Source organism: uncultured Phenylobacterium sp., from assembly GCF_902826855.1.
Taxonomy (GTDB): Bacteria; Pseudomonadota; Alphaproteobacteria; order Caulobacterales; family Caulobacteraceae; genus Phenylobacterium.
In genome coordinates this window covers 1-15,974 of record NZ_CADEGK010000019.1, presented here as the reverse complement: position 1 = coordinate 15,974, position 15,974 = coordinate 1, and the positions used below count along the sequence as shown (strand labels likewise).

General features: G+C 70.7%; 12 protein-coding genes. 8 read left to right on the top strand and 4 right to left on the bottom strand.

The genetic code is table 11. The features are described 5' to 3' along the window. The first annotated feature begins 420 nt into the window (after positions 1-420). The 4 genes from QZV94_RS25090 to QZV94_RS04735 all read left to right on the top strand — a co-directional run bounded on the left by QZV94_RS25090 (position 421) and on the right by QZV94_RS04735 (position 4,293). A complete protein-coding gene (locus QZV94_RS25090) occupies positions 421-558 on the top strand; it encodes a hypothetical protein (RefSeq protein ID WP_367253961.1) in 138 nt (45 codons plus the stop codon). A 65-nt stretch (positions 559-623) separates the two neighbouring features. Further along, positions 624-2,015 carry a M48 family metalloprotease gene (locus QZV94_RS04745; RefSeq protein ID WP_293676658.1) on the top strand — a complete coding sequence of 464 codons (1,392 nt, stop codon included), beginning with the start codon at positions 624-626 and terminating at the stop codon, positions 2,013-2,015. Between the two features lie 5 nt (positions 2,016-2,020). Further along, entirely contained in the window at positions 2,021-2,788 is a 768-nt protein-coding gene (locus tag QZV94_RS04740; protein ID WP_293676657.1) for a DsbA family protein, read from the top strand. A gap of 11 nt (positions 2,789-2,799) precedes the next feature. Next, on the top strand, positions 2,800-4,293 hold the full coding sequence (locus tag QZV94_RS04735; protein ID WP_293676656.1) for an FAD-dependent oxidoreductase: 1,494 nt from the start codon (positions 2,800-2,802) through the stop codon (positions 4,291-4,293). Positions 4,294-4,349: 56 nt separating this feature from the next. On the opposite strand, the gene QZV94_RS04730 is transcribed toward QZV94_RS04735, so the two are convergent. After that, on the bottom strand, positions 4,350-5,330 hold the full coding sequence (locus QZV94_RS04730) for an alpha/beta hydrolase (protein ID WP_293676655.1): 981 nt from the start codon (positions 5,328-5,330) through the stop codon (positions 4,350-4,352). A 108-nt stretch (positions 5,331-5,438) separates the two neighbouring features. Further along, on the bottom strand, positions 5,439-5,627 hold the full coding sequence (locus tag QZV94_RS04725; protein ID WP_293676654.1) for a hypothetical protein: 189 nt from the start codon (positions 5,625-5,627) through the stop codon (positions 5,439-5,441). A 9-nt stretch (positions 5,628-5,636) separates the two neighbouring features. Here QZV94_RS04725 and phhA point away from each other — a divergent pair, with 9 nt between their 5' ends. Next, positions 5,637-6,509 (top strand): phenylalanine 4-monooxygenase, encoded by an 873-nt coding sequence (gene phhA, locus QZV94_RS04720; protein ID WP_293676653.1) that lies wholly within the window; start codon positions 5,637-5,639, stop codon positions 6,507-6,509. Here phhA and QZV94_RS04715 read toward each other — a convergent pair. Together QZV94_RS04715 and QZV94_RS04710 are read right to left on the bottom strand one after the other, a co-directional pair. Beyond that, positions 6,506-10,675 carry a translocation/assembly module TamB domain-containing protein gene (locus tag QZV94_RS04715; protein WP_293676652.1) on the bottom strand — a complete coding sequence of 1,390 codons (4,170 nt, stop codon included), beginning with the start codon at positions 10,673-10,675 and terminating at the stop codon, positions 6,506-6,508. The genes phhA and QZV94_RS04715 overlap by 4 nt on opposite strands. After that, a complete protein-coding gene (locus QZV94_RS04710; RefSeq protein ID WP_293676651.1) occupies positions 10,672-12,444 on the bottom strand; it encodes an autotransporter assembly complex family protein in 1,773 nt (590 codons plus the stop codon). Before QZV94_RS04710 ends, QZV94_RS04715 begins: the two co-directional genes overlap by 4 nt. Before the next feature lie 238 nt (positions 12,445-12,682). Between QZV94_RS04710 and QZV94_RS04705 the strand changes: the two genes are divergently transcribed. From QZV94_RS04705 to QZV94_RS04695, 3 genes are all read left to right on the top strand, one after another. Next, a complete protein-coding gene (locus tag QZV94_RS04705) occupies positions 12,683-14,092 on the top strand; it encodes a circularly permuted type 2 ATP-grasp protein (protein WP_293676672.1) in 1,410 nt (469 codons plus the stop codon). Then, on the top strand, positions 14,089-15,036 hold the full coding sequence (locus tag QZV94_RS04700; protein ID WP_293676650.1) for an alpha-E domain-containing protein: 948 nt from the start codon (positions 14,089-14,091) through the stop codon (positions 15,034-15,036). The genes QZV94_RS04705 and QZV94_RS04700 overlap by 4 nt, the downstream gene beginning before the upstream one ends. 14 nt (positions 15,037-15,050) lie before the next feature. Next, positions 15,051-15,974: transglutaminase family protein (locus QZV94_RS04695; protein ID WP_293676649.1), on the top strand; the 924-nt coding region annotated here is incomplete at its 3' end.

Sequence of the window (15,974 nt, the reverse complement as noted above, 5' to 3'; positions counted from 1 at the left end):
CGTCTGGTACGACCCGGCCGAAGACATGAAGATCGCCGCGCCTGGCGAGGGCCAGCCCGCCGCCCGGGCGCCGGAGCCGAGGGGCCCTGCCCCATCGGCCGCGGTTGCAACCGCCGCGACATCGACCGGGAGCGACGACGACATCTGGGTCGAGCTGCCGGAAGCCGCTGAGAAGCCGAAGCGTCCCCGGCGCGGCCGTGGTCGAGGTCGCGGCCGTGACGAGGCGACGGCGGACGCAGTCGCCGACGCCCCCGAGGAGGCGGTCGCGGAACTGCCCGTGGAGGTCGCCCCCGCCTCGGAGCCCATCCCTGAACCCGCGCCGGAGCCGGTCGTCGCCGAGGCCAAGCCGAAGCGTTCGCGCAGCCGCAAGGCCGCCGCGCCCGCCCCGAAGCCGCCGTCGCCGAATCCGCCGCGCCTGTGGTGGAAGTCGTCGCCTTCGAGCCCGAGCCCGAACCCGAGCCCGAGCCCGTGGCGGCCCCAGCGCCACGCACCCCGGATCCGGCCGAGATCAGCGGCCCCGCGCCGGCGCCGCGCAAGGGCTGGTGGCGGCGCGGCTAGGACGCTACCATCCGGCGGCGTTGGGCCGGTGCGTTGGGGGACGTCGGACGACAGAGAAAGTGCGCATGAAGTCCCCCTTCCGGTCGGTTTCCCGCCTTGTCCTGAGCGCCGTCGTCGCCGGCGGCCTGCTGGCGTCCGCCCAGGCCGCCGACGCGCAGTCCTTGATCCGCGACACCGAGATCGAGGAGATCCTGCACCGGGACGCCGATCCGATCCTGCGGGCGGCCAACATCGACCCGAAGGACGTCCAGATCGTGCTGATCGGGTCGAAGGATCTCAACGCCTTCGCCGCACCGCGCGTGATGGGCGTCTTCACCGGCCTGATCCTGGAGACCAAGAACCCCAACGAACTGCAGGGGGTTCTGGCCCACGAGACCGGCCACCTAGCCGCCGGCCACTCGGCGCGCTCGGGAGAGATGAACGCGGCGGGCATGAAGCCCTTCCTGCTGACCATGGGCCTGGGGATCCTGGCGGCCATCGCCGGCGCCCCAGACGCCGCGGCCGGCCTGGCCAGCAGCGCCGGCTACTTCGGGACCCTGGGCGCCATCGGCTTTTCCCGCGAGCAGGAGAGCCGGGCGGACCAGGCCGGCGCCACCCTGCTCGACAAGGCCGGGCTCTCCGGCGAGGGCCTGGCCGAGTTCTTCGACAACTTCCGCTACCAGGAGGTGTTCGCCGAGGCCCGCCGCTACGCCTATTTCCGCACCCACCCGATCTCATCGGACCGGATCGAGGCCCTGCGCAGCCGGGTTGCCAAATTGCCGAACTACGACAAGGTCGACAGCCCTCAGGCGATGGCCGAGCACGCCATCATGCGCGCCAAGCTGGACGGCTTCATCAACCCCGGCGTGGCCATCACCAAGTACGACGAGAAGGCCAAGGACTATCCGTCCCGCTATGCGCGCGCGATCGCCTACTACCAGCTCAAGGAGCCCGAGCGGGCGCTGAAGCTGATCGAGGCGCTGTTGGCCGAACAGCCGGACAATCCCTACCTGTGGGAGTTGAAGGGCCAAATCCTGTTCGAGTTCGGCCGCGCGCCCGAGGCCGAGGCGCCGCAGCGCAAATCGGTCTCCCTCAAGCCGGACGCGCCGTTGCTGCGCATCAATCTCGGCCAGACGCTGATCGCGCTCGAGGATAAGCAGAAAGTCCTCGAAGGTATTGACGAACTGAAGAAATCCCTGCTCCGCGAGGAGGACAACGCAGTCGCCTGGCGACTGCTGGCCGAGGCTTACGACAAGCTGGACCAGGACGGTCTGGCCCGCCTGGCCACCGCCGAGTACAACTTCAACATCGGCGACATGCGTCAGGCCCGCGTCTTCGCCATGCGCGCCCGCGAAATGCTGGGCAAAGGCACGCCCGAATGGCGGCGCGCCACCGACATCGTGCTGGTGGCGCAGCCCACCCGCGAGGACCTGCGCCGCCTCGGGCGCGAAGGTTCGAGCCTCACCCACACACACTGAGACCGATGAAGCGACCTCTCCTCCTCGCGGCGGCCGCCCCGCTCGCCCTCGGCGCCGCGATCGCGCTGGCTGCCTGCCAACCCAAGTCCTCCGACGCGGCCTTCGGCGAGAAGGTCCGCGCCTACCTGCTCGAACACCCCGAGGTGATCGAGGAAGCGGTGGCCAAGCTGCGCCAGAACCAGATGCTGGAGCAGGCCAAGGCCGGCGCCGCCGATGTCGCCAAGCATCGCCGCGCGCTGGAGGCCGACCCGCGCGACCTGGTGATCAACCCGAACGGCAAGTACACGGTCGTCGAGTTCTTCGACTACCGCTGTGGCTACTGCAAGGTGGTGGCCCCCGAGATGGTCAAGCTGATGGCCGAGAACCCGGACGTGCGCTTCGTGCTCAAGGAGTTCCCGATCTTCGGCGAAGTCTCCGACACCGCCGCTCGCATGGCGCTGACGACGCGGGGTAAGGCCAAGGGCCTGGTGCTCTACAAGGCCTGGATGGCTGACCGCGGCCTGGATGAAGCGGCGCTTGACCGGCACCTGGTCGAAGCGGGCCTGGACCCGGCGCAGGTGCGCCGGGCCGCCGCCGACCCGGCGATCGACACCCAGCTCAACGACGTGCGGGAACTGGCCAAGGCGCTGGGCCTCCAGGGTACGCCGGCGTTCGTCGTCGGCGACTACCTGATCCCCGGGGCCGACATGGCCGCGGTGCGCGCCGCGCTGGCGAAGGTGAAGGCGGCCGGTCCGCGTCCTCTCCCCGCGGCCTCCGCTCCCTCCGCGACCTGACGATGCGGGACATGACCGAGCGTGTGCTGGTGATCGGAGCAGGCATGGCGGGCCTGTGGACCGCCATGGCGCTGGCCGGGCCGGACCGGGAGATCACCGTCCTCGACCGCGATCCGCCGCCGCCCGAGGGCGGGGCCGAGGCCGCGTTCGGCGACTGGCAGCGCCGCGGCGTCGGCCATATCCGCCACAGCCACGCCTTCCTGGCCCGCCTGCGCACCCTGGTTCGCGACGAGCACCCGCAACTGCTGGCCGACCTGCAGGCGGCCGGTTGCCGCGAACTGGGTTTCGAGGGCGGCCTCACCGCCAGGCACCGCGAGACCTACAAGCCCGAGCCGATCGACGCCGATCTCGCCGTCCTGACCAGCCGGCGCACAACGCTGGAGCTGGCCATGCGCCGCTACGCTGAACAGCTGCCCGGCGTGACCATCCGAGGCGAGACCTTCGTCAAGGCGCTCATCCTCGCGCCCGGCGTGCCGCCTACCGTCAAGGGCGTAATGCTGGAGGACGGGACCGAACTCGAAGCCGACGTGGTCGTGGATGCAGCGGGCCGCAACACGCCCGCGTTCGAGCAGCTCACCGCCGCCGGGGCGGTGATCCCGGAGACGATCGAGCCCTGCGGCGTGATCTACTTCACCCGCCACTACCGCCTGCTGCCGGGCCAGGCGGAGCCGGAGCGGAGCCGCTTCACGGCCACGGGCGATCTGGGCTACCTGAAGTTCGGCGTGTTCCCGGCCGACAACGGCTGTTTCTCGATCACCCTCTGCGTACCGGACGTGGAGGAGGAGTTGCGCAAGGCGATCGTGGATCCGGAGACCTTCGACGCCATCTGCCGCGAGTTGCCCGGTCTTGCCCCGTGGATCGCGCCGGATCGCGCGGAGCCCATCACCAAGGTGTTCGGGATGGGCCAACTGGAAAGCCGCTGGCGGGACTATGCACCTGATGGGCGGCCGGCGGTCCTGCGCCTGTTCGCCGTGGGTGACGGGGTGGTGCGGACCAATCCGTTGTACGGCCGCGGCTGTTCCTTCGCCGCGGTGAGCGCACACCTGCTGCGCGACGCCCTGAACGTCAGCGCCGATCCCGCCCAGCGCCTGATCGACTACCGCGCCGCCCTGGAGCGGGAGCTACGCCCCTACTACGACGTCATGAACAACCTCGATCGCGGGGCTATCCGTCGGGCGCGCGCGGCGCTGCTGCCCCCGCGGCCGCCCTCGCGTCGCGCCCGGCTGGCCCGCAGCTTCATGGAGGACGGCGTCGCGATCGCCATGCGCGAGGACGTGGTGCTGCTCCGGGCGTTCATGCGCGGCTTCCACATGCTGGAGCACCCTCAGGCCTGGCTCAAGCGGCCGTCCAACCTCGCCCGGATCGCCAAGGTCTGGGCCCGCGGCAAGGCCAAGAACGCCCACCTCTACCCACCCCGGGGCGGTCCCGACCGCAAGGAGATGCTCGCCGCCGTGGGGGTCGACCCCGCCGCCGACGCGGCACGGCTGCAGTCTCTCTCTTCCTAGGGAAGAGAGCGGCGCGCCGCGGTCAGGGTGGGCGAGGACGAGGTGGCCTGGGCCACCTACGCCTTCAAGGTCTCCAGGTCCTTCAGCCACGCCAGCATGGCCGCCGTCGTGTCCGCCGGGTTTTCCTGCTGGTTCCAATGGCCGGCCCGGGGGACGAATTTCACCCCCATCAGGTTGTCGAAGTGGGGCGCCATGGCCGCCGTCATCGACGCCTCGGTCGCGCCGCCCATCACGCCGTCCCGCTCGCCGCCGATGAAGTAGGCCGGCTGATGGATCTTGTGATCCCGGCCCTTCATGTATTCCCAGTCGCGTTCGAAATTGCGGTAGCGGTTGATGGGACCGCGCAGGCCCGATCCCTTGAACTCGCCCACGTAGTAGTCGATGTCGGCCTCCGTCCACCAGGCCGGGAACGGGTCCGGATCCGGCAGGCCGCCCGTCATGGTGTCGCCGATGAGCTTTTCCTTCGGCACGAAGCCGGTGTCGCGCATGTCCCCAGACGCCATGAAGTAGAGCCGGCGCAGCGCGCCGCGCAGGTCGCTCTCGAATTCCCGTTCGGCGGGGCCCTCTTCCTGGAAGTAGGCGATGTAGAAGAACTTGCCGTTCTTCGTGAAGACCTCGTGGAACACCTCGGTCAGCGGCCGGTCCGGATAGCCGGTGTAGGGCACGCTCATGCCGCAGACGGCGCGAACCTTGTCGGGGTGCAGCAGCGCGGTGTGCCAGACGATCGGCGAACCCCAATCGTGGCCGAACAGGACCGCGGGCTTGCCCGGCGACAGCGCCTCGACCACCCCGGCGACGTCCGCGGTGACCTCCTTCATCGCGTAGGCCTCCACCGGATACGGCTTGTCCGAACCGCCGTAGCCCCGAACGTCGATGGCGCAGGCGGTGTATCCCGCGTCGGCCAGGGGCTTCATCTGGTGGCGCCACGAATACCAGCTCTCCGGCCAGCCGTGCACCATCACGACGAGCGGTCCGGAGCCCTCGATGGCGGCGCGGACCTTGATCCCGTTCGTCTCGATCATGCGGAAGTCGGGCATGCATCTCCCCCCGGAGTTTGACTGAACCCAGCGCCGGCACAAAGGCGGGCGCATCGGTCCGAAGACGATCCATCGTCCTGGCTTCGGCGTCCGACAACACGTCGGATATCAGCTTTCGACCCGCCAGATGATTGCATCGACGAAACGGCGGGTCGTTTCCGATCGCCGCGGGGCGAGCGCAAAGTCGATCGCGGCGCGGACGAAGAGGCGTCCGCAGCGGCCCGCGCGCACGGATTTGCCGCCCGGCCGTGCGAATCCGGAGAACTCCGACAGGAACTTCCCCGCGGACGCCGCCATTCTGCGCCCATGACTGCGGAGCCGATGAGCCTGACGCCGCCGCCGGGCGCCCGGGCCGACTGGACGATCGACCAGGACTGGAGCGGCTACACGCCGGCCGAGCATGAGGTCTGGATCACGCTCTACGAGCGCCAGGCGGCCCTGCTCCCGGGCCGCGCCTGCGACCCGTTCCTGAAGGGGCTCGATGCGCTGGACCTCCACCGGTCCGGCATCCCCGACCTGAAGCGGGTCAACGAAGAGCTGAAGCGCCTCACCGGCTGGACCGTGGTCACCGTGCCGGGGCTGGTCCCCGACGCGGTGTTCTTCGAGCACCTGGCGAACCGCCGCTTCCCGGCGGGCCAATTCATCCGCCAGCCGCATCAGCTTGATTACCTTCAGGAACCCGACATCTTCCACGACGTGTTCGGCCACGTGCCGATGCTGACCGACCCGACCTTCGCCGACTACATGCAGGCCTATGGCCAGGGGGGTCTGCGGGCGCTGAACCTGGGGCAGCTGCACAACCTGGCGCGCCTCTATTGGTACACGGTGGAGTTCGGGCTGCTGCAGACGCCGCAGGGATTGCGGATCTACGGGGCGGGCATCGTGTCCAGCCACGCGGAATCGATCTTCGCGCTCGACGACCCGTCGCCCAACCGCCTCGCCTTCGACCTCGCCCGGGTCATGCGCACGCCGTACCGGATCGACGACTTCCAGCAGGTCTACTTCGTGATCCCGTCGCTGACGGCCCTGGTGGACGCCACGCTCACCGACTTCGGGGCCCTCTACCAGTGGCTCCAGAGCCAGTGGGACATCCCCATCGCCACCATCCTCCCGACCGATCGGGTGATCACGCGGGGAACGCAGGCGTACGCGAAAGAGAAGGAGGCGAATCCGGCCTAGTAGTCCCGCCGCCACCGCACCGCGAGGCGGTTGCCGGCTTGGCCGGCGATGCGGGAGATGATCGAGAGGTTCTTGCGGATGCGCCATTCCACCTGGGCCGAGGGGCCCTCGCGGCCGCCGCCGGTGAGCTCCAGGTAGACGTCGTCCGTCAGATACTTGCCTCCGGAGACGCTGACGCCTGAGGTCTCGCTGCCGCCGAAGGCCAGGCGGTCGAGGCCGGCGAAGCTCCTCAGGTTGCCGATCACGTCGAAACCCCCGCCGCCGGCCAGGGAGGAGAGCGCCGAAGCCAGTTGGGCGGCCTCCACCGGCGAAAGCTGCGAGGCCGATCGCTCGAACAGCACCTTGGCCAGCACCTCGTCCTGGGGCAGGCTCGGCGAAGAGGCGAGCGTGATCTCCGGCCGCTCGGCCGTGCCGCGGATGCGCACCGTGACGGTCAGCGTCGGGTCCTCACGCACGGCGTCGAGCTGCAGGCGAATGTTGGACGGACGGCTGGCCAGGTAGACCACGCTGCGGTCGTCGAACTCGAAGCGCTTGCCCGCGAAGTCGTAGTCGCCCCGCACCACGCGCGCCGTGCCGCTGAGCTGCGACGCGCCGGTGGTGCCGCCCACGTGGGCGTCCAGCGACAGCTCCACGTCCAGCCCGCGGCCGCGCAGGAAGATCCGCCGAGGCGCCCGCAGCTTGACGTCCAGCGCCCATCCCGCGCCGGGACTGGCGCCGCGCGGCAGGGCGGCCGGCAGGTCATCAGGGCGGTTCACCTCCTTCACGTCCATCGCCACGACCCCGCTGGGGATCGGCGGATCGGCGGCCACATCGGCGCGATCGATGGTGAGGTCGCCGGCCAGCTTCACCTTGCCGTCGACGGTGCGGCTGATGGTGGCCTGGCCGGTGGCGGTGGCGGTGGCCTGCTCGTTGTCGATCAGCCGAAAGCCCTTCAGGTCCAGGCGGAAGCTGCTGGCGGCGCGGCTGATGCGGCCCTGGCCGCTGATCTGACCGCCGCGGCCATCGACGCCCCGCGCCTCGGTGACGTCCAGCGCGTTCTCGGTGAAGGCGGCCTTCACCGTCACCTCGCGCAGGGAAAGACCGGTGCCGCCGTCGTCGAACCGCCCGCGTTCCACCGAGAGCTGGCCGGTGGCCTTGGGCCCGGCCAGGGTCCCGCCGAGCGTTCCCTCTGTGCGGACGTAGCCCGACAACGCCCGCTCGCCACCCACCGCCAGCTCCCACAGCGGCCGCACCTCGCCCTCGGCGAAGAACCGCCCGCGCAGCGGCCGCTGGCGGTTGACGGCCACGCGGAACGGAGCGGCCGAGGCCTCGGCCGCCAGCACCACGCTCGCGTTGGCGCGCAGTCCCTGGGCGTTGTTGGTGGCGAGGTCGAGGGTGAGCGTGTCTCCGGCGAGGCGGCCCTTCACCGTCCCGTCGATCCCCTGGTTGGCCGGCGTGCCCTTGCCACGGGCGCTGACGAGGCGAGCGTCGAGGGTTCCGGAGAGGGCGGCGCCGCGCCCCTGCAGCGCCAGAGTGGCGTCGATACGGCCGTCGAAGTCGGCGTTGAACAGGTTGAGGCCCATGCCGGCCACCCGGGCCTGCACGTCGGCGTTGTCGCCCTTCAGCATGCCGTCGAGGTCCAGACGCCCGCCGTCCGAACCGGCCAGCCGCACGCGGGCGCTGCGCTCCGGCCCGCCGAAGCGGAAGATCGCGGCCTCGGTGGTGTGCAGGTCGCGCGCGCCCAGCGTCCCCTTGCCCTCGAAGCTCATCAGATAGCCGGGCCTGTCTTCGTTCAGCACACCCCTGCCGCCGACCGTCCAGGGCCCCTGCCCCGACGCGCCGCGGGCCTCGGCGGCGAAGGGCAACCGCGCCAGCGGGCCGTCCGCGCTGAGCCGCGCCGAGCGGATGGTGATGCCGGAGCCCGCGGCCTGCACGTTCTCGCCGCGCAGGTCGAGCACCGCGCGCGGCCCGCCGGCGGCGTCGGTGATCCTCGCCGTCCCGGCCACCCGCCCGGCGTCGAGCAGGGCGCCGCGGGTCACTTCCAGCGTCAGGTCGGCCGCAGAGGGGCTGTTGCGGCGCAGGCTGAGCGCGCCGGCCGCCTTCACCCCGCCCGCATCCACCGACAAGGCCGTCAGGTCGACGCCGCCCTCGGGGAAACGGAAGTCCGACCGGGCCTTGGCGGGACCGTAGGCGCTGGAAGCCGTGAGTGCGACGGTCCCGGAATCGCCATCCGCCTGGCGCTGGAAGGTGAGCGCCAGCTTGGCGTTGGTTAGCGGCAGGCGCGGCACGTCCAGCTGCTCGATGTCGGCCACCAGATCGAGCTTGGGCTGGGAGAGCGTGCCCGTGACGCTGCCGGACCCCTTCGCCTTGCCGGTCACCTCGACGGGGCCGGCGCGGAACGGGCCTACGGCAGTCCAGTCGGATTTGAAGGCCAGCGTTCCGGACTTCTCCATCAGGCCGGCGATGGTCGCGTCCAGGGCCGCACCGTCCAGCGCCGCCTTCGCCACCGCCAGGCGTCCGGCCTGCCAGTTGGCCTGCGCCTCAAGCCGCGGCTTGGGCCCCAGCAACCGGTCGAGCTCGGCCAGGCCCGTGGCGAAACGGTCACCGCGGGCGTCGGCGCTGACCGTCCAGGGCGCGCCGCCACGCGCCTGCGAGGCCTGCCAGGTCAAGGTGGCGCCACCGGACGCGCCCGCCCCGGCGGCCGCGAGGTTGGAGATGTCGGCCTTGCCCTTGAGGGTCACCGCGCCGAGCAGGCTGCGGCCGCCGCTGGCCTGCACCTTGAGGCCGCGGCCGGTGACGTCGAGGCGGTGAAGCAGAAGCTGGCCATTGGACAAGCGCTCGGCATCGAGGGTCGCAGCGGGCGCGCCGCCCAGGATCGCCGCAGCGAAGCCCGCGCCGCGCCCGCCGGCGCCCGCCAGCTTCGCTTTCAGCGCATAGCCGGCCTTGCCGCGCGCCAACTCGATCGGGCCGGAAATCCGAGCCAGGCCGTAGCCGCCGGCCTGGACATCAGCCACGGCGCCCGAGCCGACAAAGCGCCACGCGTCGGAGTTCCCCGTCACCACGCCCGCCACCCGGGCCGCGCCCGTCGTGGGCCCACCGGTGATCCGCGACAACGAGGGGGCCTGAGCCTCCAACCGCACGCCCTGGGGCGACAACGCCCGCTTGCCGAGGTCGCCGTACCCGAACGCGTGCGCGGTGAGCGCATCGGAGCGCACCTTGGCGTCGAGGGCGTAGACTCCATCGCCCGCCCTTCGCCCGGCGATGCCGAAGCGCAGGTCGTCGCCCAGGCGTTGCGCGAAGGCCTGCGTCAACGTCGAGGCGGTGAGGAGGAGCCTTCCCCCGGCGTATCCGCCCGCGGGGTTCCATGCGCCGCGGGCCGCCAGGGGCGCGAGCGTCCCCGTCGTGGCGTTGGCGGTGAACTCGCCCTTGGAGGCCGTGCCGCCCGCACGGATGTCCAGCCGGAACGGCCGGTCCGCCGGCAGGCCGACTGCCCCGGCCAAGGCTCCGCCGCGAGCCTCCTCGGCCTGGGCGACCAGTCGCAGGGGACCCGTGGGGCTGGCCGCGAAGTCGATGTCGAGGTGATCGCCCGCGTGCAGGACGCTCTTCGCCTGCAGCGTACCGCTGCGCCCGCCCCGGCGCTCGATCTTGAGGTTGAAGGTGAGGTCGTAGAGCCCGCGTGCGTAGCTGAACGCCGGCTCCAGCTGCAGCCGGCCGCGGCCCTTGTCGATGTCGAACGATACCGGGAGGCCGCGGTCCTTGCCCTTCGGCGACAAGGTCGGGCGTCGGATCACCCGGATCAGCTCCGCTTCGACCAGGTCCGCCTCGAAGCGTCGCTGCAGAAGCCTCGTGTAGCGCCACGACAGGTGGACGTTTTTCGCCTCCAGCCAGACGCCATTTTCGTCCCGCAGCGTCACGCGGCGGGCCCGGAAGTCGCGCCAGATGTCGCCGGAAAGCCCCTCGATCTTGAGTTGGCCCAGCCGACCGATCTTCAGCCCGTCCGTGCGGGCCTCGATCATCAGCCGCACCTGCGGGATCAGCACGCCGTAGCGGGTGGTGGCCAGGACGCCCAGCAGCAGGACCAGAATGGTCACGGCGACGGCGGTGATCGCCTTGGGAAGTCGCGAACGCTTCCGCTCCGCGACGACCTCTGCGGCGGCTTCGGCAGGCGTGTCTTCAGGCGCGCTCAAAAGCTCTGCCCGATGCTGACGTAGACCTGGATCGGCGGCTCGCCGCGCTTGCGGACCACCGGCGTGGCGAGATCTATCCGGATGGGCACCAGGCCCAGGTTGTAGCGGACGCCAATGCCGGCCCCCACCGCCAGGTCGCCCACGTCCGCCGCCCCGCTGGAACCCACCGAGCCGGCGTCGACGAAGGTGGCGAACGACCACCTGGCGTTCACCTCGCGCCGCACCTCCAGCGACGTCTCCAGCAGGAACACCCCGCCCTTCGGCGTGTTGTCCGCCAGTCGCGGTCCCACCGCCTGGTAGGGAAAGCCGCGCACCGAGCCGCCACCTCCGGCGTAGAACCGCTGCGAGGCCGGGATCTGTTCGACGGTTCCATTCAGGATCCGGCCCGCGCGCAGCCGCCCGGCGATCACGGTCTTCGCCAGCTTGTCCAGGGGCTGGTAGTAGGTCCCCTGCGCCACCGCGCGCAGATACGGCAGGTTGGTGTCGCCCAGGATCAGGGTCGGTTCCAGCCGGGCGCTGAGCCGCCAGCCGGTGGTGGGGCTGAGCGGGTCGTTGGAACGGTCCAACAGAACGTCGCCGAGCGTCGCCAGCGTGATCAGGTCCCGGCCGAGCGAGGTGACCGTTCCCACCCGGATCTCGTCCGAGCGGGTCGCGTTGGCCGAGGCGCCCACCGTTACGTACGAGCTGCGCCCATAGCGGCGAGTGACGTCGGCGCGCACGCCGAGCCCCTTCTCCCTGAAGGCATCGGTCTTCAGGTCGTAGACGGCCACGCCGGTCTTGAACGTCTGCTGCGGTCGCAGCCAGTGCGGCAGCGTCAGGTCCACGCCCACCCGGCTGTCGCGGTCGGAAAGCTGGCCGAAGACCGACAGCGTGTCGGCCCGGGCCAGGCGGTTGTAGTTCGTCCAGCGGACGTTCACGCCCACGCCCTCGCTGGTCGAATAGCTGGCGCCCCCCTCGATGGTGCGGGGCTTGCGCTCGGAGAGCGCCACGACCACCGGGCGCAGGCCGGACGGGCGGGCCTTCTCGGGCCCGGCCAACGCCACGGTGACGCTGTCGTAGACCCCGGTGTCCAGGAGCCGCCGCTCCAGCTCGGCCACGTCGTCCGGATCATAGGGATCGCCGGCCGCCCAAGGGGCCAGGTGACGCACCCAGGCGGGGTTGGTGCGCCCGCCCGGCGCGAGGTCCACGCCTTCCAGTCGCACGAGCGCGCCGGCGGCAATGCGGTAGGTGGGCGTCACCGATGTGTCGGCGTGGTCGACGACCACCTCGCGTGGCTCGGCCACCGCGTCGGCGTAGCCTCGCTTCTGGACCGCCGCCATCGCCCGGCCCTCGGCGGCGATGATGTCGACGCTGCGTCCCGGCCCACCGGGGCTAAGCGCCAGCGCCCTGGCCGCCTCGGCCTGGGTCGCGGGGCTCGGCGGGCGGCCGCGCCAGTCCAGGGTGGGCTGGCCCAGCCGGAACCGCGGCCCCGGCGCGATCTCCACCAGCGGCCGAGGCGGGTCGGCCTCGCTCACCTCAGGCTGGACGCGGTAGGCGTAGTAGCCCTCGGAGCGCAGCACCGCGATGGCGTCCTCGGCCGCGGCGCGGGCGCGGCGGCGCGCCTCGAAGCGGTTCTCGATGGGCCGGTCGGTGTTGCCGATCACCCGCTCGACCAGGGCCTTGAGGTCAGGGTCCATCTCGCCCTGCACGGTGGCGCGGGCCTCCGCAGCCTGGGCGGCAGGCGCACAAAGCGCCGCCGTGGCGGCGACGGCGTAGAGCAGTCGACCCAAACCAGTTCCTCGCGAGCGCCCCCGTGTCGTGTAGCGGCGCAGGCCGACGCTGTCATCCGCAGGCGGCGCCCATTCGGAAGGCAGCGACCGACGAATTTCGTCACCCGGCTTCCGGCCCGGCCTCAAGCAGCCTACAGATTCAGTTGGCACGCGGGTGGGAGGCATCGAAGCGGTCGTGAGCGTCAATCGGGCGGACCTGGCGGCGGACCTCACAGGTCCTGCCATCCCCTATGATGAAATGCTGACGGCGGATGGCGGCGTGCATCCGCATTACGCCGCCCTCGACGCGCGCCTCGCGACCCTGACCCCGGAGGAGCTGGCCGAGCGCCAGCGCACCCAGGAACGGTTCTTCCTGCTTCAGGGCATCACCTTCACGGTCTACGGCGCCGAAAGCTCCACCGAACGGATCATCCCCTCCGACATCCTGCCCCGGATCATTCCGGGCGCGGAATGGGCCCGCGTCGAGGCCGGGCTGGTGCAGCGCCTGAAGGCGCTGAACATGTTCCTCGCCGACATCTATTCGGAACAGCAGATCCTGCTGGACGGCGTGGTGCCGCGCGAACTGGTGCTGCAGGCGCCCTCGTACCGCCGCGAGATGCAGAACCTCTACGTGCCGCACAAGGCCTACGCCAACGTCTGCGGCTCGGACCTGATCCGCCAGCCGAACGGCGAGTTCGCGGTGCTGGAGGACAACCTGCGGGTCCCCTCTGGGGTCTCCTACATGCTGGCCAACCGCGAGGCTTCGCGCCGCGTCTTCCCCGGCACCTTCCGCTCGGCCGGGGTGCGCGCGATCGACCGCTACCCTGATCTGCTCCTGTCGACGCTCAAGAGCATGGCGGGGAACTGGCGGCCGAACCCCCAGGTCGTGGTGTTGACCCCCGGGGTCTACAATTCCGCTTACTACGAGCACGCCTACCTTGCCCGGCTGATGGGCGCGCCGCTGGTCGAGGGCCGCGACCTCGTAGTGCACGACAACATGGTCTACATGCGCACCACCACGGGGCTGCGCCGGATCGACGTGATCTACCGCCGGGTGGACGACGACTTCATCGACCCGCTGACGTTCCGCCGCGACTCCTCGCTGGGCGCGGCGGGCCTGTTCAACGCCTATCGCGCCGGCAATGTGATGATCTGCAACGCGCCGGGCACCGGGGTGGCCGACGACAAGGCGGTCTACGCCTACGTCCCGGAGATCATCCGCTACTACCTCAACGAAGACGCCATCCTGCCGAACATCGAGACGTTCCTCTGCCGCGAGCCGGCGCAGCTCAGCCACGTGCTGGCCAACCTGGACAAGCTGGTGGTCAAGGCGGTGGGCGCCTCGGGCGGCTACGGCATGCTGGTGGGCCCGCATTCCACCAAGGCCGAGCAGGCCGAGTTCGCCGATGCGCTGACCGCCAACCCCGAGAACTACATCGCCCAGCCCACGATCCAGCTCTCCACCGCGCCCTGCCTGATCGACAGCGCCGTCGAGCCGCGGCACGTGGACCTCCGCCCGTTCATCCTGTGCGGCGAGAAGATCGTGGTGACGCCGGGGGCGCTGACCCGCGTGGCGCTGCGCAAGGGCTCGCTCGTGGTCAACTCCAGCCAGGGCGGCGGGTCGAAGGATACCTGGGTGCTTTCCGAGACCAAGGGTGACGCGCGATGATGCTCGCTCGCGTAGCCGACAGCCTCTACTGGATCGGGCGCTACGTGGAGCGGGCCGAGCACATGTGCCGGCTGTCCGACGTGATGCTGAACGCCACCCTGGACCGGTCGGAGGCCGCCACCCAGGTGGCCCGCATCGCCTTGCACGCCGTGGGCGACCGCAACCCGGCCAAGGCGCTCGCGCCCTACCAGTCGGCCCTGGCGCTCACCCTGGACCGCAGCGACCGCGGTTCGATCTTCTCCTCGATCGCGCACGCCCGGGAGAACGCCCGCCAGGTGCGCGACCAGATCACCACCGAGACCTGGGAGCGGCTGAACCTCATCTACCTGCGGATGAACAACCCCGGCGCCCGCAAGGCCTTCAACGACGGCTCCCAACTGTTCCTGCACGACATCATCGCCGACCTGCACCTGTTCAAGGGCGCCGGCGACGCCACCATGAGCCATGGCGAGGGCTGGAGCTTCCTGCAGCTCGGCATGTACCTCGAACGCGCCCAGCTGATCGGCTCGCTTCTGGAGGTGGTGTTCGGGGAGCGGCGGCGCCGCCGCGCCCTGGCCGACCACTTCGCGCTCACCAGCGTGCTGCGGATGAGCTGCGCGCTGGAGCCTTACCTGCGGGTCTATACCGCCGAAGTGCAACCGCGCTTCATCCTGAACTTCCTGATGCTGGACGAGGACTTCCCGCGCTCCATCCGCTTCTGCACCCACCAGATCGAGACCCACCTGGCGGCGATTACGCGCCACGCCGGCCTGTCGGGCAACGCCGGGCCCGAGCGCCTGGCCGGACGGCTGAAGGCGCGCCTGCACTTTGCCGACATGGACGAGCTGGAGGCGCAGGGCGCCTCGGCGTTCCTGAAGACCGTGCTCGACGAATGCTGGGACATCCACCTCAGCCTCTATGACGCCTTCGTCGCCTATCCGCTGGAAGACCGCCTGCCCGCCTGAGGAGACCTGGTCCGTTGCTGCTCGAAGTCCGCCACACCACCCAGTACGACTACGCCTACGCCGTGCGCGAGAGCGTGATGGAGGTGTGGATGCAGCCGCAGAAGCACACCCGCCAGCGGCTGGTCAGCTTCGACATCGAGCTGGATCCGCCGGCGCAGCTGTTCTCCTACGCCGACAGCTTCGGTAACCCGGTCTACCACTTCGACGTGCCGCAGCCGCACGACAAGCTGACCATCACGGCCCGCGCCGCGGTGGACACGCAACCGCCGCCGGAGCTGCCGAAGCACCTGGACATGGGGGAGTGGGACCGCCTGCGCGCCGCCGCCCAGCGCGGCGACAACTTCGACTACCTGCACCCGCACGGCTTCGCCCGCGAGACCGAGGCGCTGCGCCGCTACGAGGCCGAGCACAACATCGACAGCCTGAAGGCGCTGGACCCGCTGAGCGCGGTGAAGGCGCTCAACAAGATCGTCTACGTGTCGTTCGGCTACGAGGCTGGGGTCACCCGCGCCGACAGCCCCATCGACGACGTGTTGAAGGCCCGCGCCGGGGTCTGCCAAGACTTCGCCCATGTGATGATCGCCATCTGCCGCTCCTGGGGCATCCCCGCGCGCTACGTCTCGGGCTACCTCTACACCGACAAGCGCCACGGCGATCGGTCCGACCCCGACGCCACCCATGCCTGGGTCGAGGTGTTCTTCCCGCAGTTGCGCTGGATCGGCTTCGACCCGACGAACAATTCGCTGGTGACCGAACGCCACATCGCCTGCGCCGTGGGCCGTGACTATTCCGACGTGCCGCCGTCCCGCGGCACATTCAAGGGCGAGGCGGCGAGCGCCCTGGCGGTGGGCGTCACGGTGCGCCGGGCCCGCGCAGCGGTCTCCGAGCCCGAGTTCCTGCGCCTGTCGCGGGCCACCATCCGCCCAGGCGTGCCAGGC

Coding starts and splice junctions, on each gene's coding strand:
- QZV94_RS04745 (WP_293676658.1), top strand. CDS start 624: ATGAAGTCCCCCTTCCGGTCGGTTTCCCGCCTTGTCCTGAGCGCCGTC.
- QZV94_RS04740 (WP_293676657.1), top strand. CDS start 2,021: ATGAAGCGACCTCTCCTCCTCGCGGCGGCCGCCCCGCTCGCCCTCGGC.
- QZV94_RS04735 (WP_293676656.1), top strand. CDS start 2,800: ATGACCGAGCGTGTGCTGGTGATCGGAGCAGGCATGGCGGGCCTGTGG.
- QZV94_RS04725 (WP_293676654.1), bottom strand. CDS start 5,627: ATGGCGGCGTCCGCGGGGAAGTTCCTGTCGGAGTTCTCCGGATTCGCA.
- QZV94_RS04730 (WP_293676655.1), bottom strand. CDS start 5,330: ATGCCCGACTTCCGCATGATCGAGACGAACGGGATCAAGGTCCGCGCC.
- QZV94_RS04705 (WP_293676672.1), top strand. CDS start 12,683: ATGCTGACGGCGGATGGCGGCGTGCATCCGCATTACGCCGCCCTCGAC.
- QZV94_RS04700 (WP_293676650.1), top strand. CDS start 14,089: ATGATGCTCGCTCGCGTAGCCGACAGCCTCTACTGGATCGGGCGCTAC.
- phhA (WP_293676653.1), top strand. CDS start 5,637: ATGACTGCGGAGCCGATGAGCCTGACGCCGCCGCCGGGCGCCCGGGCC.